Raw genomic sequence first — 22,991 nt, 5'->3', positions numbered from 1 at the left:
GGCGGGGCAGGATCGTGCCCACGATCATTGTCGTGGGCACGACCATTCAGCCAGGCGCCGCGCTGCGCCGGGCGAGCGCGGTTGCACGGCGCCGCACAGTCTTGTACGGTGAGCGTTCGTCGTCCGAACCGGGAGCCCGCCGCGTGAGCCGTACCACCAATCGATCCGTCGTACCGTCGCCGTTCTGGCGTGATGCCGCGTTGCCGTTCATCGAGGCGCGCACCGTCGACGACGGGCGTGCGATCTGCTACGCGAAGCACACGCACGACACGTTTTCGGTGGGCGCGATCGTCGGCGGCACGAGCACCTACCTGAACGGCGCGACGAACGAGCACGTCGGGCGCGGCGTGCTGGTGATCATCGATCCGGAACAGGTGCATGCGTGCAATCCGTACGGCCCCGACGCGTGGGCATACCGGATGGTCTATGTCGACGTGCCGTGGCTCGCGCGGCTGCAGCATTCGCTCGGCCGAGATCCGAACAGCGATTTTCACGGCTTTTCGCCGAAGTTGACCGAGCGGCACGACCTGTTCGCGCAATTTGGCGGTTTCTACCGCACGCTCGTCGCGCCCGGCATCGATCCGCTCGGCAAGGAGAGCGCGGCGGTCGAGTTCTTCACGGCGCTGCACGGCGCGCTCGATCGCGAGCTGCCCGACCCGCGCGCCGGGGACGACAACGCGAGGCTCGCGCGCGCGGCCGACTACATCGCCGCGCATTGCCGTGAGGGCGTCACGCTCGATGCGATCTGCGCGGCGGCCGATTTGTCGCCGTCGTACCTGATCCGCGCGTTCAACGCGCGCTACGGGATGACGCCGCATGCGTTCCTGATCGATCGCCGCGTGCAGTACGGCCGCACCGAGCTGCGCCGCGGCCGGCCGATCGCCGACGTCGCGCTCGACGCGGGCTTTGCCGACCAGGCGCATTTCCAGCGCGCGTTCCGGCGGATCGCGGCCGCGACGCCCGGGCAATACCGCAGCGCGACGAACTGAACGGCGGCCCACGCCGGCCGCCGCCCGTTTCCGACACGGCCTGCGTCAGATGTCGAGCAGATAGAGCGCACTGCCGGCCAGCAGCAGCGCCATCAGCCGGTTGAACACGCGCATGCGCCGCGCGTTCGCGAGCCGGTGCTGCAGCGACGCGCCCGCGTACCCCCAGCACGCGATCGACGCGAAGCAGATCACGAGATACAGCGCGGCGAACTGCCAGACCAGCGCGCGGTCGCCGTCGGCCGCATACGCGCCCATCGCGGCCACGCACGCGAGCCATGCCTTCGGATTCAGCCACTGCAGCGCCGCGCCGGACGCGGCCGACGGGCCGGCCACGTCCGGGTCGGCCGACAGCCGGCCGTCATCGAGCGCGAGTCGCAGCGCCATATACAGCAGGAACGCGATGCCCGACCACTGCGTGGCGGTCGTCAGCACGGGCCAGCGCGCGAGCGCTTCGTGCAGCCCGAGGCCGATCAGCAGGAACAGCGCGACGAAGCCGAGCGTCGCGCCGGCCGCATAACGCAGGCTCGCGCCGAGGCCGTGGCGCGCGCCCGCACTGAGCGCGACGATGTTGACGGGGCCAGGGGTGATCGACGAGGCGAGCGCGAACGCGGCCATCGAAACCAGCATGCTCATTGGATATCTCCATGCGAAAGATCGAAAGTCGCATCGAGACTACGGGAGCCGCACCGGCCCGTATTGAAGAAAACTCCCCTCGGCGGCGCGCGGCCGCCGTCAGTGCAGGGCGCGCGGCGCGTGCGCCGGCCGGGTGTCGTGCAGGTCGGCCGGGCGCAGCGGGCCGCCGGCACAGGGTTGCGTCGAGACCGAGAACCCGAACGTGTTGATGCCGCCCGAACAGGCGACGAATACGCTGCCACCGTGCATCTCGGCGACGGCCTTGACGATCGACAGCCCGAGCCCGTGGTTCTCCTTGCTGTTCGCACGGGCTTCCTCGAGCCGGTAGAAGCGCTCGAACACGTGCGAGCGCCGGACGGGGTCGATCGGCTCGCCGGGGTTCGCGACGGACATCTCGACGAGCGTGTCGCGCCGCACGATCGTCACGCTGACCGTCGCGCCCGGCGCCGAATGCTGGATCGCGTTGATCAGCAGGTTCGTCATCGCGCGGCGGAACAGCGACGGATCGACGGCCGCGCGCGCATCACCGTGCAGCTCGGCGCGCAACTGCGCTTCGTCGAGCGGGATTTCGAGGAAGTCGAGCATGCGCCGCACCTCGTCGGCGAGCGACACGTCCTTCAGGTCGGTCGCGCGTTCGCCGCGGTCGCTGCGCGACAGGAACAGCATGTCGTTGATGATCACGCGCAGCCGCTCGAATTCCTCGAGGTTCGACTGCAGCGTCTGCTGCATCCGCTCGACCGTGCGGTCGCGGCTGGTCAGCGCGACCTGGGTCTGGCCGATCAGGATGCTGATCGGCGTGCGCAGCTCGTGCGCAACGTCCGCGTTGAACGCTTCGAGCCGCGCGTAGGTTTGCTGGATACGGTCGAGCGCACCGTTGAACGAGGTGGCGAGGTCGCGCAGCTCGGCCGGCAGCGCGTCGGTCTGCAGGCGCTGGCGGCGGTTCGCGAGGCTGATCGCCGAGGCGTCCTGCGACAGCCGGTCGAGCGGCGCGAGCCCGAAGCGGGCGACCGCGCGGCTCAGCAGCAGCGCAATGATCGTCGCGATCGTGATCAGCCCGGCGAGTGTCCAGCCGAAGCGGCGCAGCATCCGCTGCGTGCGCTCGCACGAACTGGCGACGATCAGCTTCAGCGTCGGCCGCTCGCCGGCACCGGCCACCGTGACGGTCTTCGTCATCACGTCGTAGGTGCTGTGATTCAGTGCGTATTGCTGGAATGCGCCGAACGGCGCGCCGACGGGCACGCCGTCGACGGGCGTGCCGAAGCGGAAGTCCGGATTCGGGCTGTCGACCTGGTAGCGCGTCGAGCCGTCGGGCGGTTCGAGGTCGGCGAGCTTTTCCTGCATGAGACGCCCGCGCTGGGGCGTGAGCGCATGCGACACGATCATCTCGGCGACCTTGGTGCGCGTGTCGAGTGTCGCGCGCAGCTCGGCGAACAGCTGGCGCTCCATCATCACGAACAGCCCGCAGCCCACCAGCGTGAAGACGAGCAGCGACACGATGCCGAACATCGCGGACAGCCGCCGGACGATCGAGCGTTTCATGCGGGCCTCTCGCCGTCGCCGTCCTCGCGCGCTTCGAGCACGTAGCCCATGCCGCGGATCGTGTGCAGCAGCTTGTCCGTGAACGGGCCGTCGAGTTTTGCGCGCAGGCGCTTGATGGCCGTCTCGACGACGTTCGCGTTGCTGTCGAAGTTCACGTCCCACACGAGTTCGGCGATCGTCGTCTTCGACAGCACCTCGCCGCTGCGCCGCGCGAGCACGCCGAGCAACTGGAATTCCTGCGCGGTCAGGTCGAGGCGCGTGCCGTCGCGCGTGGCGCGGCGGCCGATCAGGTCGACCCGCAGGTCGCCGATCGAGATCAGCGTCGATTCCTGCACGCGCGCGCGGCGCGTCAGCGCGCGCAGCCGTTCGATCAGTTCCAGGAACGAGAACGGCTTGGTCAGGTAGTCGTCGGCGCCGCCGCGCAGCCCGCGCACGCGGTCGTCGACGCGGTCGCGCGCGGTCAGCATGATGACGGGCGTCTGCTTCTGCGCGCGCAATGCACGCAGCACGCCGAAGCCGTCGAGCTTCGGCAGCATCACGTCGAGCACGACCACGTCGTAGTCGAATTCGACGGCTTTCCATGCGCCGTCTTCGCCGTCGAGTGCGGTGTCGACGACCCAGCCTTCTTCGGTCAGGCCGCTCTTCAGGTATTCGACGACTTTCGGTTCGTCTTCGACGATCAGGACTTTCATGTTCGAATCCGTTGTCCGGGTAATCCGGTTAAGGGCTCGGGTGTGCCGGCGCCGGCGCCGGGGCGGTCGTGGCGACCTCGGCCGGTGCCGGGCCACCCGCAGCATGGCCATCCCAGCCGCCGCCCAGCGCCTTCGCGAGAAACACGACGAGCGCCGCGCGCTGGCCCTGGATCTGCACGGCCTGCCGCTCGCTCGTCAGCAACTGCTGTTCGGCCGTCAGCACGTCGATGAACGGCGTCAGGCCGCCCGCGTAGCGATCCTGCGCGAGCGACACGAGCTTGCGCGCGTCGTCGACGGCGGCGGACGCCTGCTGCGCCGCCTCGGCGAGCACCGACAATCCCGTGACCGCATTCTGCACCTCCTGGAACGCGGTGAGCACGGTCTGCCGGTAGCTGGCCTGCGCGGCGACATAGCCGGCCTGCGCGAAATCGACGCCGGCCTTCAGCTTGCCGCCCTCGAACAGCGGCTGGCTGAGCGACCCGCCGACCGACCACAGCAACGCCGGTACGGTAAACAGCCCCGCGAAGCGCGTCGCGTCCCAGCCGATATCGGGCGACAGCATGATGCGCGGGAAATACGCGGCGCGCGCGACGCCGATCTGCGCATTCGCGGCGGCCATCGCGCGTTCGGCCGACGCGACGTCGGGGCGCCGCTGCAGCACGTCGCTCGGCAGGCCGGTCGGCAGCGCCGGCGCGTTGATCGGTACGACGCGCGGCGCGATCGAGAAAGTGGGGGCCGGCGTGCCGACCAGCGTCGCGATCGCCGTTTCGACCTGCACGCGCTGCTGGAGCAGCAACTGCGCCTGGGTGCGCGTCGCGTCGAGCTGCGCGCGCTGTTGCAGCAGATCGAGGCCCGATACCGCGCCGAGGTCGTGGCGTGCGCTTACGTAGTCGAGCGCCTTTTGTTGCAGGTCGATCGAGCGCTTGACGACGTCGATCTCGGTATCGAATTCGCGCAGCGCGAAATAGCTCGACGCGAGATCGGCGGTCAGCACCAGGCGCGCGTTCGCGAAATCGTCGCGGGCCTGCTCGGTGGTCGCCTGCGCCGATTCGACGCTGCGCCGCACGCGGCCGAACAGGTCGAGTTCGTAGCTGACGGCCGCGCCGACCTGGATGTCGTTCTGCACGGTCGACGTGCTTTGCGTCGCGTAGTTGGTTTGCGGCCGGTCGGACGAGATCTTGAAGCGCTGGCCGCTCGCGTTCAGGCCGACGGCCGGATACTGCGCCGACGCGACCGATGCGAGCGTCGCCTTCGCCTGGTCGTAGCGCGCGGCGACGGCCTTCAGGTTCTGGTTGTTGCGCAGCGCGTCGGCTTCCAGCGCATCGAGCTGCGGATCGCCGAACGCGGTCCACCATGCCGGGTCGAGCGGCGCGCGGGCCGGCGCGGCCGGATGCCAGTACGCATCGGCCGGGTCGAGCCGCCACGCGGCCGGCGTGGCGACGTCGGGCCGCTTGTAATCGGGGCCGACCGTGCAGCCGGCGAGCGCGGCCGTGAGCGCAACGGCCGTGGCGACCGACGTGGCAGCGGCGGCGGGCCGCCGGCGGATGCGCATCGCGATCACGACTTCGCCTCCGCGGCGCCGGAGGCTGGCTTCGCGGCCGGCGCCGAGACGATCACCTGATCGCCGTTCGCGAGCGCGTCGCTCGGGTTCGTGACGAGGCGGTCGTTCGGCGTGATCGGACCATCGACCTCGAGCGTCTGCCCGATCGTGCGCACGACCGTCACCGGTTTCAGGCGCACCTGGCCGTTCGCGTCGACGGTCGCGACCGTCGGGCCTTCGGCGCGGAACAGCAACGTATTGGCCGGCACCTGCAGGCGGCCGACCGGCGTCATCGGCAGCGTCGCCTGGACATAGGCGCCGGGCAGCAGCCGCCCGTCCGGGTTCGGCAGCGTGATTTCGATCTGCAACGAGCGCGTCGCGACGTCGATCGCCTCGGACGTGCGCGTGATCGTCCCGTCGAAGGTCCGGCCCGGCAGCTCGGCCTGCGCGACGCTCACGTGCTGGTCGACCTTCACCTGCTGCGCGTACGCCTGCGGCACCTGCACATAGAGGCGCAGCCGGTCCGCCTGTACGACCGTGAACAGCGAGCGGCCCGCGTTGCCGGAACTGACGAGATCGCCGACATCGACGTTGCGCTGCGTGACGATCCCGTCGATCGGCGCGACGATCCGCTGGAAGCCTTTCAGCTCGGTGAGGCGGCGCATGTTCGCATCGGCCGCGGCGAGGTTCGCGGTGCCCTGGTTGAACGCGCCTTGCCGGTCGTCCAGTTCCTGCTGCGAGACGGCGTCGCGCTGGCGCAGTTGCTGCGCGCGGTCGAACGACGTCTTCGCGAGCGCGAGTGCGGCTTGCGCCTGCTGGCGCTGTGCGGTGGCCTGCGCGAGCTCCTGGTTCAGCTCGGGTGTGTCGAGTTCGGCGAGCAGTTGCCCCTGTTTCACGTGCGCGCCGATGTCGGCCTGCCAGCGCAGCACGTAGCCGCTCGCGCGGGCGTAGATCGGCGCCTCGACGAAGCCGCGCAACGTGCCGGGCAGCGTCAGCTTGCCGCCGGTGGCCGCATCGACCGGATGCACGACGGTCACGTATTGGCGCGTGTTCTGCTCGGCGACCGCATCGAGCCGGTTGTGGTTCAGCACGTTGACGACGACCGTGCGCGCGGCGCCGGCGGCCAGCAGCACGCCGATCACGATCAGGACGATGCGTCCGCGTCGCGACACCGACGTGCGCGACGGCAGGTGCATGCCATGTTCGTCCACCTGGATGCCGACGGAGCTGTGATGTTTCTCTTCCATGAATTCAACCAAATCAACCGGGTAGTGGGACGAAAGTCAGTGTCCGGCCTGGCGCGCGCGCCGGCGGGCCAGCCGCGCATGCACGCCGCCGAACACGAGCGGCACGAACAGCAAGGTCGACACGGTCGCGAACAGCAGCCCGCCGATCACCGCGCGGCCGAGCGGCGCGTTCTGCTCGGCGCCTTCGCCGAGACCGAGCGCCATCGGCACCATCCCGATGATCATCGCGAGCGCCGTCATCAGCACCGGCCGGATCCGCGTCGCGCCGGCTTCCAGCGCGGCCGTGAGCGGCGGCGCGCCGGCCGCGAGACGCTGGCGCGCAAACGATACGACCAGGATGCTGTTCGCGGTCGCGACGCCCACCGTCATGATCGCGCCGGTCAACGCGGGCACGCTCAGGTGCGTGCCGGTGATGAACAGCATCCAGACGATGCCGGCGAGCGCGGCCGGCATCGCGCTGATGATGATCAGCGGGTCGAGCCACGACTGGAAATTGACGACGATCAGCAGGTAGACCAGCACGATCGCCATCGCGACGCCCGCGCCGAGGCCGATATACGACGTGCGCATCGTCTCGATCTGGCCGCGCATCGTCAGCTCGGTGCCGCGCGGCAGCGTCGCGCGCGCATCGGACACGATGCGGTCGATCTCGCCCGCGACCGCGCCGAGGTCGCGGCCTTCGACGCTCACGTACACGTCGATCGCCGGGCGGATGTTGTAGTGCGTGATCACGGCCGGGTTCGCGGTGCTGCGCACCTGCACGAGGTTGCCGAGCAGTTGCAGCGGCATGCCCGTGCGGCCGCTCGCCGAGATCGGCGTGCCGAGCAGGTCGTCGACCGACGAGATGCTGTATTGCGGGGTCTGGATCTGCAGCGGGTACTGGACACCGGTGCGCGGGTTGATCCAGAACGACGGCGTGGTCTGAGCACTGCCGGACAGCGAGATCAGCATGTTCTGCGCGACGTTCTGCGCGGAGAGGTTGAGCTGCTGCATGCGCGTACGGTCCATGTCGGCCAGCAGGGTCGGCTCGTCGTTGCGTTGCAGCACGTGCACGTCGACGGCGCCGGGGATTTGCCTGAACTTTTTCATCAGGCTGCTCGCGATAGTCATGTTACTCGCGAGATCGTTGCCGAGCACCTGCAGGTCGATCGCGGCCGGTTGGCCGAAGTTGAGGATCTGCGTGATGATGTCCGACGGCTGGAAGAAGAACTCGACGCCCGGGAAGCGCTCGGGCAGCACCGTGCGCAGCGCCTGCACGTAGTGCTGGGTCGCGCGGTGGCCGGGCTTCAACGCGATCAGCAGCTCGCCGTCGAGCGTGCCGATCGTGCCGGCGTTGCTGTACGACAGGTTGATGCCGCTCGCCGGCAGGCCGAGGTTGTCGACGATCGCGCCGAGTTCGTCCGGCGGCACGGTTTCGCGGATCACGCGCTCGACCTGGTCGGCGAGGCGCGCGGTTTCCTCGATCCGGTAGCCGGTCGGCGCGCGCATGTGCAGCCGGATGTTGCCGGAATCGGCATTCGGGAAGAAGTCGCGGCCGAGCACGAACACGAGGCCCGTCGACAGCACGCAGAAGCCGAGGAAGCACATCGCGTAGAAGCGGCGGCGTACCAGCAGGATGCTGAGCAGCACGATGTACCACGCGCGCAGCCGTTCGAACGCGTCGTTGAACGCGTGATGGATGCGCGCGAAGCGCGACGTCGAATGGTCGGGGCCGGTGCTGGCCTGCTGCGGGCGGAACAGCAGCATCGCGAGCGTCGGCACCAGCGTGCGCGACAGCACGTACGACGCGAGCATCGCAAACACGACCGCTTCCGCGAGCGGCACGAACAGGAAGCGCGCGACGCCGGTCAGGAAGAACATCGGCACGAACACGATGCAGATGCACAGCGTCGACACGAACGCGGGCACCGCGATCTCGCCCGCGCCTTCGAGGATCGCGTCGTGCAGGTTGGTGCCGAGATGCAGATGCCGCTCGATGTTCTCGATCGTGACGGTCGCGTCGTCCACGAGAATCCCGACCGCGAGCGCGAGCCCGCCGAGCGTCATGATGTTGATGGTCTCGCCGAGCGCGGACAGCGCGATCAGCGACGTGAAGATCGACAGCGGGATCGAGATCGCGATGATCAGCGTGCTGCGCCAGTTGCCGAGGAACAGCAGGATCATCATCGCGGTCAGCACGGCGGCGATCAGCGCCTCGTGGATCACGCCCTGGACGGCCGCGTTGACGAACACCGACTGGTCGAACAGCGGCGTGATCGTGAGCCCTTCGGGCAGGGTCGGGATCACCTTCGGCAGCAGCGCCTTCAGGTCCGCCACGACCTTGAGCGTCGACGCGTCGCCGCTTTTCAGGATCGAGATGAGCACGCCGCGCTGGCCGTTCTGACGCACGACGTTGGTCTGCGGCGCGAAGCCGTCGCGTACCGATGCCACTTCACGCAGGTAGGTGGTCGCGCCGTTGACGGTCTGGATCGGCAGGTTGTTGATGTCGGCGATGGTGTCGGCCGACGCGTTCGTGTCGATCCGGTATTCGGTCTGGCCCATCTTCGCGGTGCCGGTCGGCAGCACGAGGTTCTGCGCGTTGACCGCGTTGACGATGTCGGCGGGCGTGAGCCCCTTCGCGAGCAGCGCCTGCGGATCGAGGTCGATCGCGACCACCCGCGTGCGGCCGCCGTACGGGAACGGAATCTGCACGCCCGGCACCGTGATCAGCTGCGGGCGCAGGAAGTTGAGCGCGATGTCGGCGAGCGACTGTTCGCTGAGCGTCTTGCTCGACAGCCCGAGCTGGATCACCGGAATGCTCGACGCCGAATAGGTGATCACGAGCGGCGGCGTCGCGCCTTGCGGCATCTGCCGCACGATCGCCTGCGCCGACGAGACCGTTTGCGCGATCGCCGTCTGCACGTTCGCGCCCGGCTGCAGGAACACCTTCACGACCGCGATTCCGGGCAGCGACGTCGATTCGACGTGCTGGATGTTGTTGACGGTCGTCGTCAGGATCCGCTCATGGACGGACGTGATGCGGTTCGTCATCTCCGTCGCGGAGAAGCCGCCGTAATTCCAGATCACGCTGATCACGGGAATGTTGATCGCGGGCAGCACGTCGACCGGCGTGCGCATCAGCGCAAGCGGGGTGGCCAGCACGATCATGATGGCCATGACGATGAACGTGTAGGGGCGCTTGAGCGCGAGATTGACGATCCACATGGAGGCAGCGGGACAGGCGGTGATCAGGCGTGGGTAATTGGAACCCGAATGATAGGCGTCGGCGTGGAACGGGTTACTGTCGCGAAACTGGCGGAATTGTCAGGTTGGCGCGTGGGGGCCCGCGGCCGATTCAGCAGAGGAAACGCACGGCCGCGCGCTGGCCGGAAAACGGCCGCGATGCCGGACGCCCCGGCTGCGTCGGCGGCGCTTTCGTTCATCGGCCCGCGCTCAGATCTGCTCCATCCCGACGCGCGCGAGCGCCCCCAGGTCGACGACGTCGATCTGGTTGTACGCGAGCCGCAGCGCGCCGAGCTTCTCGAGCTGCTGCAGCGCCTGGTTGATCCGCTGCCGCGATACGCCGACGAGCATCCCCAGTTCCTCCTGCGAAATCGACAGCGACGGGCCGGTGTCCGGATACAGGTCGGGGTTGAACAGTTGCGTGAGCGCCTGCGCGACGCGGGCGTCGACATCCAGCAGTCGGCTGTTCTGGATCGACGCGATGAATTCGCCCATCCGGTTGTTCAACTGGTGGATCACGAAGCGCGTGAACGGCAGGCTCGTGTCGAGCAGCGCGTGGAACGTGTCGACCGGCACGAACAGCACGGTCGAGCGCTGGATCGCGACGACCTCGTACTTGCGCAGCTCGCGCTTGATCACGCTGCCTTCGCCGAACCAGCCGCCCGACGGCACGCCGGAGAACGTGCAGCCGCGCCCCGACGCATTGAAGATCGCGAGCTTCAGCAGCCCGCGGTGTACGCCGATCCAGTATTCGGACGGCGCGAGCCGGTGGGCGATCACGTCGCCGGCCTCGCACTGCTCGACGCGCGACTGGGCGAGCACGAGCGCCTGGTGCTCGGGCGCGAGCGTGCGGAACCACGCGCATTGGCCGAACAGCGTGGCCAGCGGCGGCAGCGGGCCCGGTTCGGGAAGGGCGTCGGCCGGGTGGGCGGGCGCGTCGGGCGGGGCAGCGAGAGGGTCGTGCATGGGTGCGGGTTTGCGAGGATAGGGATAACGCGCAGCGCGTGAAAGGCACTCTGTCGTTTCGATGACAGACGGCTCACAATAGCGCCCGTTAGGCTGTCGGCAATTGAACCACATCAAAACGATCCGGGGTGGCTGTGCCCCGGTCGACAGGACACGGGAGACAGGATCATGACGCAGATGTTCGAGGCCGGACTCGGCCGCCGCGACGCGAATTACGTGCCGCTCACCCCGATCGACTTCCTGGTCAGGACGGCCGAAGTCTACGGCGAGCGCCTCGCGATCGTGCACGGCGACGTGCGGCGCACCTGGGGCGAGACCTACACGCGCGCGAAGCAACTGGCGAGCGCGCTCGCGCGGCTCGGCGTCGAACGCGGCGACACGGTCGCGGCGATGCTGCCGAACATCCCGGCGATGGTCGAGGCGCACTTCGGCGTGCCGATGGCCGGCGCCGTGCTGAACACGATCAACACGCGGCTCGACGTGTCGTCGGTGCTGTTCATGCTGCGTCATGGCGAAGCGAAGGTGCTGATCGTCGATACCGAATACGCGGAGTTCGCGCATCGCGCGGCGCTCGAGGTGCCGGGCCTGAAGATCGTCAGCGTGGCCGACGCGATGCCGGCCGACCCCGCCCGTTTCGCGGGCGCGACGGATTATGAGGCGCTCGTCGCAAGCGGCGACGCCGACTACGCATGGACGCCGCCCGCCGACGAATGGGATGCGATCGCGCTGAACTACACGTCCGGCACGACCGGCGACCCGAAGGGCGTCGTCTATCACCATCGCGGCGCCTATCTCGCGGCGATCAGCAACATCCTCGAATGGGACATGCCGAAGCACGCCGTCTACCTGTGGACGCTGCCGATGTTCCATTGCAACGGCTGGTGCTTCCCGTGGGCCGTTGCGGCGCGCGCGGGCGTGAACGTCTGCCTGCGCAAGTTCGACGCGAAGACGGTGTTCGACCTGATCCGCCGCGAACGCATCACGCACTACTGCGGTGCGCCGATCGTGCAGAGCGCGATCGCGAACGCGCCGGCCGAATTCCGCGAAGGCATCGACCACACGGTGCACGCGATGGTCGCGGGTGCGGCGCCCGCGCCGGCCGTGATCGCGAAGATGAAGGAGATCGGCTTCGACCTGCTGCACGTGTACGGGCTGACCGAGGTCTACGGCCCGGCGACCGTGTGCGCGAAGCAGTCGCACTGGGAGGAACTGGGCGACGAGGATCGCGCGCGGCTCAATGCGCGCCAGGGCGTGCGCTATCACCTGGAAGCGGGCGCGACGGTGCTCGATCCCGACACGATGGCGCCGGTGCCGGCCGACGGCGAGACACTCGGCGAGATCATGTTCCGCGGCAACATCTGCATGAAGGGCTACCTGAAGAACCCGAAGGCGACCGACGACGCGTTCCACGGCGGCTGGTTCCATACCGGCGATCTCGCGGTGCTGATGCCGGACGGCTATATCCGGATCAAGGATCGCAAGAAGGACATCATCATCTCGGGCGGCGAGAACATTTCGAGCATCGAGGTCGAGGATGCGCTGTACCGGCATCCGGCGGTGGCGGTCGCGGCCGTCGTCGCGATGCCCGACCCGAAATGGGGCGAGGTGCCGTGCGCATTCGTCGAGCTGCGCGAAGGCGCGAGCGCGACCGAGGCGGAGATCGTCGCGCATTGCAAGCAGCTGCTCGCGGGCTTCAAGGTGCCGAAGGCCGTGCGGTTCGGCGAACTGCCGAAAACGTCGACCGGCAAGATCCAGAAATTCCAGCTGCGCAATGCGGTGGGATCGGACAAGGCAATTGATCTGGCGGGCGGCGACGTGCCGGGCAAGAAGACGCAGTAATCCGCCAGGCTCGCTGCGCCGGCGGTCGCACGTCGACGAGCCGGCGGCCGGGCCGCCGGGCCGCCGTCGTTCAGGCACGGATCGTCATCAGCGCGGGCAGCGCCGTCACGTCCGGCTGTTCGTCGAGATGCCACAGCCAGCCGAGCGCGCGGCGCGTTTGCGCAGGCTTCCAGTAGGTCTGGACGCACTTCGCGAACTTGGTTTCGAAATTCGCGCGCGTCATCGGATGGTGCGGAAAGCCCGGCAGGTCGTCGACTTCCCGCGTGAACCGGCGCCCGTCGTCGGTCACGGCGGTCACGCGATTCGGCGCGTATTGCGGAAAGCGCGCCGTCAGCGCGGGGTCTTCCACGACCGTGATCCGTTCGATCAGTGCGTGCAGTTTCGGGTCGCGCAGCGCCGCCGGCGTGTAGCTGGCGGTCGTGATGTCGCCGTCGAGCATCGCACGCGCGACGATGTAGGGCAGGCTGTGATCGGCCGTCTCGCTGGTTTCGGGCGCCCATTTTTGCCGGTCCTTGCCCGCGGTGACATAACCGACCCGCGTCGTCGCGACCTCGATGCTGCGGATCCGCCCGAGATCGCCGACTTGCGCGGCGACGTCGATCGCCGCGGGAATCGACGTCTGCGTGAGCCCCTGCGCCGGGTAGAACTTCACGATGCAGTCGTTGATGCGGAAATGCCCGCCGCGCCCGCCGAACTGCGTCAGGTCGACGTCGAATGCCCCCGAGATCTGCCGGAAGAAGCCGGCGTTGCCCTCGAAGATCGGCGACGGGCCGGTCAATCCCTCGCGTGCCAGGCGCGTCGCGAAGATCGCGTTGCGCGCGGCGTCCGCATCGGCCAGCGCCTTCCAGTTCGACAGTTCCTGGATCCGCGTCTGGTTGAGGGCCATGTGTCCGTTGATTGCCAGATTCACGGCCTGCACGAGCTGCGGCCGGGTCAAGGCCATCAGCCGGCCGGTCGCGAGCGCGACGGCAGGCAGGCTGTAGCACGTGTGGTCCCAGCCGCGCGGGCTGATCGCGGCCGCGTCCATCAGGCGGCAATTGATCTCGTAGGCCAGCGCGATCGCGAGGATCAGGTCGCGGCCGCTGCCGCGCTGCGCTTCGGCCACGGCCAGGCACGGCGCGACGTTGTCGCTCGGATGGCCGGTTTCCTTGCCCGCGTACGCGTCGTTGAGATCGAAGTAGCGGAGCGCGGCGCCGTTGGCGAAGGCGGCGAGATCGGGCGTCGTGCGTTGCGCGGTGCCGAGCAGCGTCGACGAGCCGCCGCCCGTTGCGAGCGCAACCTGTCGGGCGATGCGGACCGGCGCTTCGTCGTGGGCCGCGATCGCGCAGCCGAGCGCGTCGATGAAATGTGATTTGACGGTCTCGACGGTGGCCGCGTCGAGATCCTCGTAACGGAGCGAGGCGGCGTAGTCGGCCAGCCGATGGGCGAGGTTGTCGGGCGAGGCGGGCGTCTGCGCATACGTGCGCAACGGCAGGGCGCCCGCGACGGCGGCGCTGGTCAGGGTGGACAGGAAGTGACGTCGGTTCATGTTCTGGAGCATCGGGAAGGAGTGGTCGGAAAACGTGCGCACGGCAGTCGGGCGGGGCGCTAGAACAGCTTGCGCATGCCGACGGCGACGCCGAGCGAACTGTTGCGGTTGCTGGCGAGCGAATAGTTGAGGATGCGGTAGTTGTAGTTGTCGAAATCGAGCGCGGCGCGCCATGCGTAGCCGCTGGTCAGATAAAGCGTGGTGGCTTTCGACAGCGCGTAGTTGAACTGCACCGTGATCTGCTTCGGGTTCTCGGGATCCGGGGCCGGCTGGCCGGCCGCGGGATTCTGCTTGCCGATGTCCTCGTAGTAGAACGCGCCGATCACCTGCAGCACGGGCGAGACCTGGTAACGCGTACCGAGCCAGTAGAAGTTGAAGCGCGTGACCACGCCGGGTGTCGTCACCGTGCCGTTCGCATGGGTGAAGCCCGCGATCAGTTGCGCCGCGCCCACCGTATAGATCGCGGAGGCCGCATAACGCCGGAAATGGGTGATGTCGGCGGGCTGCGTGCCGTTGACGTTGTCGTAGGCGGCGGCCACCGACAGCGCCGGCCCCGTGTATTCGAAGCCGATCCCCGAGGCCGCGCCGCTGCGAAACGATCCCGGCGTGCCGCCGAACGAGTAGTGCGCCTGGATCGCGACCGGCCCGAAGGTCACGCGGTACTTCGCCATGCTGTTCTCGCGGAAGTTCAGGCCGACGATCGCGCCGGCGGGCTCGTAGATCGTCGAGTACGCGATGGTCGGCGAATAGTGTTCCATCACGTCGAACAGCGTCGTGTACTGGCGGCCGAGGCGCAGCGTGCCCCACCTGTCGTTTTGCAGCCCGACCCACGCGGAACGATCGAAGCCGCCGGAATTGGTGCCGCTGTTGAGGTTGATCCCGCTTTCCAGCCGGAACACGGCCTGCCAGCCGCCACCGAGCGCTTCCGAGCCCTTGATGCCCCAGCGGGAGCCGCTTTTGCCGCCCGAGCCCATTCGCACGAGCGACCCGGAGCCGCCCGGCGTGGCGGCGTTCTGGTGCGTGAGGGTCTCGAGGTAGATGTCGGCGACGCCGTACAGCGTCAGGCTGCCTTGGGCGCTCGCGGTGGCGGAGGCCACCCCGAGGCCGCACAAGGCGAACAGCTTCTTCTTCATCGTTGTCTCCTGTTTTTTGATGTTGTTGTGTCAGTCATGCGAGTCGACGCGGCGGCCGGCGTGCGAGACGCACGACGCGCCGGCCGGAGCGGCGACGGGTACCGCCGCGTGGCGGCCGGCGACGCACGTTCGCCAGCACGCCGCGTGCGTGAACGGGCGCTAGCGGGGCGCGCCCTGCGCGTCGCCCGGCTGCGCCTGGCGCCGCGCGAGCACACGTCGTGCGCGCTCGACTACCGGCGCGTCGACCATCTTTCCGCCGACGCGCAGCGCGCCGCGCCCATCCGTGCACGCGGCTTCGTACGCGTCGATCAGCGTCTGCGCGGCCTGGATCTCGTCGTCGGTGGGCGCGAATGCGCGGTTCAGGATCGGCACCTGCGCGGGGTGGATGCAGGTGGCGCCGGCGAATCCCATGGCCTTCGAGCGTTGCGCCATGCGGGCGAATGCCTCGCGATCGTCGAGCGAGTCCGGCGTGCCGGCGAGGCCAAGCGGCAGCACGCCGGCCGCGCGCGCGGCGATGACCAGCAGCTGCTTGGGCACGTTCAGCACGTCCGCGCTCGCGTCGCTCTCGCAGTGCAATGCGAAATCGCCGCCGCCGAGCATCAGCGCCGCGATGCGCTGCGACGCGCGGGCGATCCGCGCTCTCGCCTCGAACGCACCGGGCGTCTCGATCATCGCGATCACGCGGATCGCGCCGTGCGCGACGCCCTGTTCGTCCTCCAGTTCGCCGAGCAGCGTGTCGATCGCCTCGAGGTGCGACGCGCCGAGGACCTTCGGGATCGCGACGCCGTCGGCCCCGGCGGCAACCGCCGCGCGCAAGTCGTCCGCGAGGCATTGCAGCGAGCCGTTGACCCGGACCAGCACGTCGCCGCCCGCGGCCTTCAGGCGCGGTACGGCCGCCGCCAGTGCGTCGCGCGCAAGCGCCTTCCGGTCCGCCGGCACGCTGTCTTCGAGATCAAGCAGCAACGCGTCGGCGCCGCACGTCGCGGCCTTGTCGACGAAGCGCGGGACGTGGGCCGGCACGTACAGCAGCGAGCGCCAGCCAGGTGCGTTGCAGGTGAGGTTTTTCATGGTAATCCGTAAAAATGAAAGTGACTTTCATTTTTGTGCGGATCGCGAAGGTTCGTCAATATCGAGGTTTACCCGAAAAAACAACGGGAATCTGATGATTCGTGGGTGGTGATCGATCCGTTGCCTGTTGACACGGCGAGTCGCATCCATAAAAATGAAAATCACTTTTGTTTTTATGCGGATGTGCCCCGATGCCGTCCGTCCCGGTTTCTCTTTGCGAGGTAGGTATGAATGCTCAGGCAGATGGCGGCGTTTCGGCCGTCAATCGCGCGTTGTCGGCGCTGCTGGCGTTCGGCGATGCGCCGAACGGATTGATGCTCGCGCAGGTCAGCGAGGCGACGGGGCTCAACATGAGCACGTTGCTGCGCCTGTTCGAATCGCTCGAGATGTTCCAGTTCGTCAAGCGCATGCCCGACGGCCGCTATGTGCTCGGGCCGGCCACCTTCCATCTCGGCATGATGTATCGCGAGTCGTTCCAGCTGCGCGAGCACGCGGTGCCGTTACTGACGCGGCTGTCTGAGGAAACCGCTGAAACCTCGGCGTTCTACGTGCGCGACGGCGACGAGCGCGTCTGCCTGTTTCGCGCGTATGCCCAGCGTGCCGTCCACACCAACGTGCGCGAAGGCGACCGTTTCCCGCTCGAGGTCGGGGCGGCCGGCCGGATCCTGCTCGCGTTCTCGGGCACGCGTGGCGGCGATTACGACAAGGCCGCCGAGCAAGGCTACGCGGTGTCGATCGCGGAACGCGACCCGGAGAGCGCGGCGATCGCCTGCCCGGTATTCGGGGTAGGCCGTTCGCTCGCCGGCGCGATTTCGCTGGGCGTGCCGCGCTATCGCTTCAACAAGAAGGTGCTCGCCGATTACCTGCCGCGCGTGCAGGCCGCGGCGAGCGAACTGACCCATACGCTGGGCGGCGATCTGCCGGTGTCGGCCAGCGTGCCCGCGGCAATCGGCCCGCAGGGCGAATTGCAGGATTAATCCACCAGGAGAATCTTCATGTCGGAACCCTTGGCGCAAGCCGGAATCGAGAGCGCCAGTCACGCGGGCCGTATCGGCCCGCTCCACGCCCGCCAGTTCGACGCCGATGCCGCCGGCCCGTTGTCGGGCGTGCGCGTGGTCGACCTGTCGCGGCTGATGGCGGGCAACATGCTGAGCGTGCAGCTCGCGGATTTCGGCGCGGACGTCATCAAGGTCGAGCCCGAGCAGGGCGATACGCTGCGTGCGGTCGGCGCGGGCGGCATCAGTACGAACTGGAAGGTGTACGGGCGCAACAAGCGCAGCGTGTGCGTCGATCTGCGCACGCCGGAAGGCATCGACATCGTGCTGGCGCTGGTGCGCGATGCCGACGTGTTCATCGAGAGCTTCAAGCCCGGCGTACTCGAGCAGATGGGCCTCGGCCCGGACGTGCTGCTCGCGGTTCGCCCGAAGCTCGTGATCGCCCGCATTTCCGGGTGGGGACAGACGGGGCCGTACCGCCACAAGCCCGGCTTCGGCACACTCGCGGAAGGTTACTCGGGCTTTGCGGCGATCAACGGCTTCGCCGACCGCGAACCGGTGCTGCCGCCGATGTTTCTCGGCGACATGACGGCCGGCCTGTCGGGCGCGATCGCCGTGATGGTCGGATTGTGGGCGCGCGACGCGAACGACGCGCCGGGCCAGGTGATCGACGTGTCGTTGTTCGAGCCGCTGCTGTCGATCCTCGGGCCGTCCGCGGCGAACTATGCGATGACCGGCAGGGTCAAGCCGCGCACGGGCAGCCGCTCCACCAACACGGCGCCGCGCAATGCGTATCGCACGCGCGACGACCGGTGGCTGTGCCTGTCGAGCTCGACGCAGACGATGGCGGAGCGCCTGTTTCGCGCGATCGGGCGGCCCGATCTCGTGGACGATCCGCGCTATCGCACCAACGTGCTGCGCGTGCAGCATGCGCAGCAACTCGACGAGATCGTCGGCGGCTTCATCGCGGCGCGCGATCTGGCCGACAATCTCGCGTTCTTCGAGGAGGCGGGCGTCACGGCCGGCCCGATCCATGATATTAGCCAAGTTGTTCAGGACCACTACGTGATAGGTCGTGAGGCGCTGGTCAACGTGCCGGACGAAGACGTCGGCACGCTGCCGATGCACAACATCGCGCCGCGCTTCTCGCATACGCCGGGCACGTTCCGGCGGCCGGCGCCGCGGCTCGGCGAAAACAATCGCGAGATCCTCGTGCCGTTGCTGGGCGAGCGCGAATTCGCACGCCTCGCCGAACGCGGGGTGATCTGTCACGGATGACGAAGGACGGGCACGTGCATCCACGGCCCGCGACAAACACAATCGAGGAGACTTTCGACATGAACCCGCGCTGGAACCACCGGCCGCCCGGCTCGAACTGGGGCGATTTTGGCGACGACGACCAGAAAGGGCGTCTCAACTGGCTCACGCCGCAGAAGACACTGGAGGGCGTGCGCGAAGTGCGGGAAGGCCGCGTGTTTTCGCTCAGCCTGCCGCTCGACGTGCCGCACGGCGGCGGGCTCAACGCGCGGCGGCGGCCGCCCGCGATCATGCCCGCGCTGCTGCACGACAAGCCGTACTTCGGCTATCGCGCGGACGAGCAGGTGGCGCATGCCACGGACGTCGTATGCGACGACGCGTTCTGCCTGCATTCGCAGTTCTCGACGCAATGGGACGCGCTGTCGCACGTCGGCGGCCTGTTCGACGCGGACGGCGATGGCGATGCGGAGGCGGTGTTCTACAACGGCTTCCGGATGGGCGAGCACGTGCGGGTACCCGAGGCCGGCGCGCAGGTGGGCGGCGCCCGTGCGCTCGGCATCGAGCACATGGCCGCGAGCGGCGTGCAGGGGCGCGGCGTGATGATCGACCTGCGGCATCATTTCGGCGATGCGCGTCGCAAGGTCGGATATGACGACCTCATGGCGGTGATGCGGGCCGACGACGTCGTCGTCGAGCGCGGCGACATCGTCTGCCTGCATACCGGCTTCGCCGACCTGCTGCTCGACGCCGAGGTGCCGGGCCGCGCGCTCGACGTGCACGCCGCCTGCTGCGTGCTCGACGGCGACGATCCCCGCTTGCTCGAATGGATCGACGTGTCCGGGCTCGCCGCCCTGGTCGCGGACAACCACGCGGTCGAAGAGCGTCCGCGATCGCCGCTGCCGCGTGCCGAACGCGGGCCGCTGATGCCGCTGCACGCGCTGTGCCTCTTCAAGCTCGGCATCCATCTCGGCGAGCTGTGGCACCTCACGCCGCTCGCGCGCTGGCTGCGCGAACACCGGCGCAATCGCTTCCTGCTGACGGCGCCGCCGCTGTACTTGCGCGGCCTCGTCGGCTCACCGGTCAATCCGGTCGCGACCGTCTGAACGCGGCGCGACACCCCGCATTCCTTTCCGGAGACAGCAGCATGTCCAACTCAACCGCGCTTGCCGTGACGGCGCGCATCGACCGTCTGCCGCCGACGGCCAGCATCTGGCGCCTCGTGCTGATGCTGAGCGTCGGCGGTTTCTTCGAGGTCTACGACCTGTTCCAGATGACGTACCTGCCGGCCGGCCTCGTCAGCGACGGGATTTTTCACGTCGGCGCGAAGGGCATGTTCGGCCTGTCCGACCAGGCGACGCTCGGCGCGGCGACGTTCATCGGCCTGTTCATCGGCGAAATCGCCGTGGCGCGGCTTGCCGACCGTTTCGGACGGCGCGCCGTCTTCACCGGCTCGCTGCTGCTCTATACGTTCGCCAGTCTTGCGATGTGCATGCAGCAGACGGCGGTCGGCATTCATCTGTGCCGGCTGGTCGCGGGCATCGGCGTGGGCGCTGAACTGATCACCATCGGCGCGTACCTCACGGAACTCGTGCCGAAGGGCATGCGTGGTCGTGCGTTCGCCGTGTGTTTCGCGATCGGTTATCTCGCGATGCCGGTGCTTGCGCTCGCGTCCTGGCTGCTGATCCCGCGTGCGCCGCTCGGCATTTCCGGCTGGCGGTGGGTGATCCTCGCGGGCGGCAGCGGTGCGGTGGTCGTCTGGTGGCTGCAATCGCGGATTCCGGAGTCGCCGCGCTGGCTCGCGATGCGCGGCCGCGCGGACGAAGCCGAAGCGGTGCTCGGCAAGATCGAGGCGCGCGTCGCGAGCGAGCATGGCGGGCCGCTGCCCGACGTGCCGCCCGTCGCGGCGGGCGAAGCGGAAACCGTGCGCGCGGTGTCGATGTGGGATGAAGGCTTGCGCGGCCGGACGCTGATGCTGATTGCGTTCAACGCGTGCCTGAGCATCGGCTTCTTCGGGTTCAGCCAGTGGCTGCCGAGCCTGCTGGCGGCTCGCGGTACGCCCGTGACGCAAAGCCTGCTCTATGCGTTCCTGATCGCGTTCGCGTATCCGCTTTCGCCGCTCGCGGCCGGGCTGTTCTCCGATCGCGTCGAGCGCAAGTGGCTGATCGTGGCGACCGCGTTCGGTGTCGCGTTGTTCGGGACGGCCTTCGCGATGTCGTCGTCGGCCGCGGCCGTGATCCTATTCGGCATCCTGATCACCTTTTGCAACACGACGCTCGCGAGCAATGCGACCGCCTATCAGGCCGAGGTCTTCCCGACTGCGATTCGCAGCCGCGCGCTGGGGTTCGTCCACTCGTTCGGCCGGCTGACCGGCGTGGTGAGCAGCTACCTGATCGCGCTGATCCTCGCGCATCTCGGCGTGCCGGCGGTGTTCGTGCTGATCGGCGCAAGCATGCTGGTCGTGATGTTGTCGATCGGGCTGTTTGGTCCGCGTACCAATCGCCGTTCGCTCGACGAGATTGCGGCGCCCGCGGCTGCACGGCAGGGCGCGGCGGAATCGGGTTCGGGGGGAGGGTATCGCGGCCCGGCCGTGCGCGCGAGGCAGCGGTAGTCCGGGCGCGACCGCTTTCGCGTGGCGCGTGCCGGGTTCAACGGTGACGCGTCAACCCGTCAACCTGGAATGAGCCACGCGATCACGAGATACCGGGCGACCTTCGCGATGGTGACGATCGCGAGGAACGACGGCAGCGGCTCGCGCAACACGCCGGCGATCATCGTCAGCGGATCGCCGATCACGGGCGCCCAGCTCAGCAGCAACGACCAGCGGCCGTAGCGGGCATACCAGCCCTCGGCGCGCGCGAGCGCGGCCGGCTTGACGGGAAACCAGCGGCGCTCGCGGAAGTGCTCGATGCCGCGCCCGAGCGCCCAGTTGATCACGGAGCCGGCGACGTTGCCGACGCTCGCGACGAGCACCAGCGCCCACACGGGTTCGCGCCCGGCGAGCAGCAGGCCGGCGAGCACGGCTTCGGACTGGAGCGGGAACAGGGTCGCGGCGACCATCGACACGGCGAACAGGCCGCCGTAAGTGAGCAATTCGGACATCGCGCGATTGTACCGGGCACGCGCCGGCCGCCCTGGGGCACCGGGTCACACGTTCATGCGTTCATGCGGCGTCGGCCGTGCCGAACAGCAGGTGCGAGATCACCGACTTGTCGACGGGTTCGTCGTTGAGCGTGCTGGCCAGCAGTTCGCCCGCGAGTTGCTGGGGCGAAAACACCATGTCGGGTTTCAGGAGGCGCAGCCGTTCGAGGTTGCGCTGCTGGTTCACGAGCGCGACCGTGCGAACCGACGCTGCAATCTCGCGGATCGCGAGGATGATGAAGGCGTTCTCGGCGTCGTCGGAGCGCAGCGCGAGCACGGCGCGCGCGGTCGCCGCGCCGGCGCTTTCCAGCACCGCGTGGTCGGTCGCATCGCCGACGATCAGGTCGGTCGTGGCCGGATAGTTGTGCTCGACGCCGGCTGGCACGACGACGGTCACCGCGTAGCCGCGCTTGCGCAGCCCGTCGTGTACCGCATGCGCGACGGGTGTCGCGCCGACGATCAGGTAATGATGCTTGCGGATCACGTTCGAAATGCCTCCCTTGACGATCCGTTTCAGATTGCCGCCGATCACGGGGCCGACGACCGCGCTGATCGACGTCGCGAACACCGTGATGCCGAGCACGATCACCGACGCGGTGAACAGGCGCGCGGTCGGTGCGTGCGGCACGATGTCGCCGTAGCCCACCGTCGACATCGACACGATCGAGAAATAGACGGCCGTGGCGAGATCGTGGACGGGCGGCGTGAATTCGTCGCCGAGATACAGCACGCCGAAGGTCGCGTAGATCAGCAGCGATACGATGCTCAGCAACGCGAACAGGCTGCTCGCGGCGACGCTCGCGCGGTCGAAGTGCCGCCAGTAATACAGCAGCGCGACGGCCAGCACGGCCGTATAGACGAATACCGCGTGGCTGCGATAGCCGCCGAGCACGCTGATCGCGGCGGCGGCGACCAGCAGCAGGATCGACAGCACCCACGCGACGCGGGCGCGCAGCACGATGCCGATGGCCATCGTCGCTAGGCCGGCCGCGACGACCACTTGCGGCAACACGACGAGCCCGGCGTTGTCGACGAGGTTCAGCGCATCGGCGAGCCACGCGTGATGCACGCCGAGCCGGGCATGGTCGACCACGGGGCGCAGCACCATGAGCGCATCGAGTGCGAGGAGGAGGGCGAGATACCAGTGCAGGCCGATCGGCGCGAACAGGCGCCGCAGGCGGGTAGTGAGGGGCTTCATCCAGTCG

18 protein-coding genes are annotated in these 22,991 nt (G+C 68.4%); 6 read left to right on the top strand and 12 right to left on the bottom strand.

Going from position 1 to position 22,991, the window contains the following annotated elements:
- The first annotated feature begins 143 nt into the window (after nt 1-143).
- On the top strand, nt 144-989 hold the full coding sequence (locus ACN8ZM_RS23120) for an AraC family transcriptional regulator (protein WP_043183582.1): 846 nt from the start codon (nt 144-146) through the stop codon (nt 987-989).
- Nucleotides 990-1,034: 45 nt separating this feature from the next.
- Here ACN8ZM_RS23120 and ACN8ZM_RS23115 read toward each other — a convergent pair whose 3' ends face one another.
- The 7 genes from ACN8ZM_RS23115 to ACN8ZM_RS23085 form a co-directional block, all read right to left on the bottom strand.
- Nucleotides 1,035-1,622 carry a LysE family translocator gene (locus tag ACN8ZM_RS23115; RefSeq protein WP_043183583.1) on the bottom strand — a complete coding sequence of 196 codons (588 nt, stop codon included), beginning with the start codon at nt 1,620-1,622 and terminating at the stop codon, nt 1,035-1,037.
- 99 nt (nt 1,623-1,721) lie between these two features.
- Nucleotides 1,722-3,161: a heavy metal sensor histidine kinase gene (locus ACN8ZM_RS23110; RefSeq protein ID WP_043183585.1), complete on the bottom strand. Its 1,440-nt coding sequence runs from the start codon at nt 3,159-3,161 to the stop codon at nt 1,722-1,724.
- Nucleotides 3,158-3,853, bottom strand: a complete 696-nt coding sequence (locus ACN8ZM_RS23105; RefSeq protein WP_089453057.1) for a heavy metal response regulator transcription factor — start codon at nt 3,851-3,853, stop codon at nt 3,158-3,160. Before ACN8ZM_RS23105 ends, ACN8ZM_RS23110 begins: the two co-directional genes overlap by 4 nt.
- Nucleotides 3,854-3,881: 28 nt before the next feature.
- Nucleotides 3,882-5,405, bottom strand: a complete 1,524-nt coding sequence (locus ACN8ZM_RS23100) for an efflux transporter outer membrane subunit (RefSeq protein ID WP_420212658.1) — start codon at nt 5,403-5,405, stop codon at nt 3,882-3,884.
- Nucleotides 5,406-5,410: 5 nt separating this feature from the next.
- Nucleotides 5,411-6,640, bottom strand: coding sequence for an efflux RND transporter periplasmic adaptor subunit (locus ACN8ZM_RS23095; protein ID WP_420212481.1), 1,230 nt, complete (start codon nt 6,638-6,640; stop codon nt 5,411-5,413).
- A 36-nt stretch (nt 6,641-6,676) separates the two neighbouring features.
- A complete protein-coding gene (locus tag ACN8ZM_RS23090) occupies nt 6,677-9,844 on the bottom strand; it encodes an efflux RND transporter permease subunit (protein WP_089453056.1) in 3,168 nt (1,055 codons plus the stop codon).
- 228 nt (nt 9,845-10,072) lie between these two features.
- The gene (locus ACN8ZM_RS23085; protein ID WP_043183591.1) at nt 10,073-10,828 is read right to left on the bottom strand and encodes a Crp/Fnr family transcriptional regulator; all 756 of its coding nucleotides are present in this window, start codon (nt 10,826-10,828) and stop codon (nt 10,073-10,075) included.
- Between the two features lie 168 nt (nt 10,829-10,996).
- Here ACN8ZM_RS23085 and ACN8ZM_RS23080 point away from each other — a divergent pair, with 168 nt between their 5' ends.
- On the top strand, nt 10,997-12,667 hold the full coding sequence (locus ACN8ZM_RS23080; RefSeq protein WP_089453054.1) for an acyl-CoA synthetase: 1,671 nt from the start codon (nt 10,997-10,999) through the stop codon (nt 12,665-12,667).
- A 70-nt stretch (nt 12,668-12,737) separates the two neighbouring features.
- Here the strand turns inward: ACN8ZM_RS23080 and ACN8ZM_RS23075 are convergent, their stop codons facing one another.
- The 3 genes from ACN8ZM_RS23075 to ACN8ZM_RS23065 form a co-directional block, all read right to left on the bottom strand.
- Complete coding sequence (locus ACN8ZM_RS23075) at nt 12,738-14,195, bottom strand: MmgE/PrpD family protein (protein ID WP_420212480.1); 1,458 nt, start codon at nt 14,193-14,195, stop codon at nt 12,738-12,740.
- A 59-nt stretch (nt 14,196-14,254) separates the two neighbouring features.
- A complete protein-coding gene (locus tag ACN8ZM_RS23070) occupies nt 14,255-15,328 on the bottom strand; it encodes a porin (protein ID WP_420212479.1) in 1,074 nt (357 codons plus the stop codon).
- 159 nt (nt 15,329-15,487) lie between these two features.
- Nucleotides 15,488-16,396, bottom strand: coding sequence for an HpcH/HpaI aldolase/citrate lyase family protein (locus tag ACN8ZM_RS23065; RefSeq protein WP_420212478.1), 909 nt, complete (start codon nt 16,394-16,396; stop codon nt 15,488-15,490).
- A gap of 227 nt (nt 16,397-16,623) precedes the next feature.
- Between ACN8ZM_RS23065 and ACN8ZM_RS23060 the strand changes: the two genes are divergently transcribed.
- The 4 genes from ACN8ZM_RS23060 to ACN8ZM_RS23045 are packed head-to-tail and all read left to right on the top strand — an operon-like array spanning nt 16,624 to nt 21,256.
- Nucleotides 16,624-17,373 carry an IclR family transcriptional regulator gene (locus ACN8ZM_RS23060; RefSeq protein ID WP_420212477.1) on the top strand — a complete coding sequence of 250 codons (750 nt, stop codon included), beginning with the start codon at nt 16,624-16,626 and terminating at the stop codon, nt 17,371-17,373.
- A gap of 18 nt (nt 17,374-17,391) precedes the next feature.
- On the top strand, nt 17,392-18,669 hold the full coding sequence (locus tag ACN8ZM_RS23055; protein ID WP_205824740.1) for a CaiB/BaiF CoA transferase family protein: 1,278 nt from the start codon (nt 17,392-17,394) through the stop codon (nt 18,667-18,669).
- A 59-nt stretch (nt 18,670-18,728) separates the two neighbouring features.
- Entirely contained in the window at nt 18,729-19,751 is a 1,023-nt protein-coding gene (locus ACN8ZM_RS23050) for a cyclase family protein (RefSeq protein ID WP_420212476.1), read from the top strand.
- 41 nt (nt 19,752-19,792) lie between these two features.
- On the top strand, nt 19,793-21,256 hold the full coding sequence (locus tag ACN8ZM_RS23045) for an MFS transporter (protein ID WP_420212475.1): 1,464 nt from the start codon (nt 19,793-19,795) through the stop codon (nt 21,254-21,256).
- 59 nt (nt 21,257-21,315) lie between these two features.
- On the opposite strand, the gene ACN8ZM_RS23040 is transcribed toward ACN8ZM_RS23045, so the two are convergent.
- Both ACN8ZM_RS23040 and kch read right to left on the bottom strand, forming a co-directional pair.
- Nucleotides 21,316-21,747, bottom strand: coding sequence for a YqaA family protein (locus ACN8ZM_RS23040; protein ID WP_043183601.1), 432 nt, complete (start codon nt 21,745-21,747; stop codon nt 21,316-21,318).
- Between the two features lie 61 nt (nt 21,748-21,808).
- Entirely contained in the window at nt 21,809-22,984 is a 1,176-nt protein-coding gene (gene kch / locus ACN8ZM_RS23035) for a voltage-gated potassium channel protein (RefSeq protein WP_420212474.1), read from the bottom strand.
- Nucleotides 22,985-22,991: the final 7 nt, after the last annotated feature.

Source organism: Burkholderia aenigmatica, from assembly GCF_048627025.1.
Taxonomy (GTDB): Bacteria; Pseudomonadota; Gammaproteobacteria; order Burkholderiales; family Burkholderiaceae; genus Burkholderia; species Burkholderia aenigmatica.
Note: the sequence above shows the minus strand (reverse complement) of the source record. Positions and strands in the feature narration are given on the sequence as shown.

What these genes read in the sequence shown, in the direction of transcription:
- ACN8ZM_RS23115 (WP_043183583.1), bottom strand. Translation starts at nt 1,622, where the DNA reads ATGAGCATGCTGGTTTCGATGGCCGCGTTCGCGCTCGCCTCGTCGATC.
- ACN8ZM_RS23110 (WP_043183585.1), bottom strand. Translation starts at nt 3,161, where the DNA reads ATGAAACGCTCGATCGTCCGGCGGCTGTCCGCGATGTTCGGCATCGTG.
- ACN8ZM_RS23105 (WP_089453057.1), bottom strand. Translation starts at nt 3,853, where the DNA reads ATGAAAGTCCTGATCGTCGAAGACGAACCGAAAGTCGTCGAATACCTG.
- ACN8ZM_RS23100 (WP_420212658.1), bottom strand. Translation starts at nt 5,405, where the DNA reads ATGCGCATCCGCCGGCGGCCCGCCGCCGCTGCCACGTCGGTCGCCACG.
- ACN8ZM_RS23095 (WP_420212481.1), bottom strand. Translation starts at nt 6,640, where the DNA reads ATGGAAGAGAAACATCACAGCTCCGTCGGCATCCAGGTGGACGAACAT.
- ACN8ZM_RS23090 (WP_089453056.1), bottom strand. Translation starts at nt 9,844, where the DNA reads ATGTGGATCGTCAATCTCGCGCTCAAGCGCCCCTACACGTTCATCGTC.
- ACN8ZM_RS23085 (WP_043183591.1), bottom strand. Translation starts at nt 10,828, where the DNA reads ATGCACGACCCTCTCGCTGCCCCGCCCGACGCGCCCGCCCACCCGGCC.
- ACN8ZM_RS23080 (WP_089453054.1), top strand. Translation starts at nt 10,997, where the DNA reads ATGACGCAGATGTTCGAGGCCGGACTCGGCCGCCGCGACGCGAATTAC.
- ACN8ZM_RS23075 (WP_420212480.1), bottom strand. Translation starts at nt 14,195, where the DNA reads ATGAACCGACGTCACTTCCTGTCCACCCTGACCAGCGCCGCCGTCGCG.
- ACN8ZM_RS23070 (WP_420212479.1), bottom strand. Translation starts at nt 15,328, where the DNA reads ATGAAGAAGAAGCTGTTCGCCTTGTGCGGCCTCGGGGTGGCCTCCGCC.
- ACN8ZM_RS23065 (WP_420212478.1), bottom strand. Translation starts at nt 16,396, where the DNA reads ATGAAAAACCTCACCTGCAACGCACCTGGCTGGCGCTCGCTGCTGTAC.
- ACN8ZM_RS23060 (WP_420212477.1), top strand. Translation starts at nt 16,624, where the DNA reads ATGAATGCTCAGGCAGATGGCGGCGTTTCGGCCGTCAATCGCGCGTTG.
- ACN8ZM_RS23055 (WP_205824740.1), top strand. Translation starts at nt 17,392, where the DNA reads ATGTCGGAACCCTTGGCGCAAGCCGGAATCGAGAGCGCCAGTCACGCG.
- ACN8ZM_RS23050 (WP_420212476.1), top strand. Translation starts at nt 18,729, where the DNA reads ATGAACCCGCGCTGGAACCACCGGCCGCCCGGCTCGAACTGGGGCGAT.
- ACN8ZM_RS23045 (WP_420212475.1), top strand. Translation starts at nt 19,793, where the DNA reads ATGTCCAACTCAACCGCGCTTGCCGTGACGGCGCGCATCGACCGTCTG.
- ACN8ZM_RS23040 (WP_043183601.1), bottom strand. Translation starts at nt 21,747, where the DNA reads ATGTCCGAATTGCTCACTTACGGCGGCCTGTTCGCCGTGTCGATGGTC.
- kch (WP_420212474.1), bottom strand. Translation starts at nt 22,984, where the DNA reads ATGAAGCCCCTCACTACCCGCCTGCGGCGCCTGTTCGCGCCGATCGGC.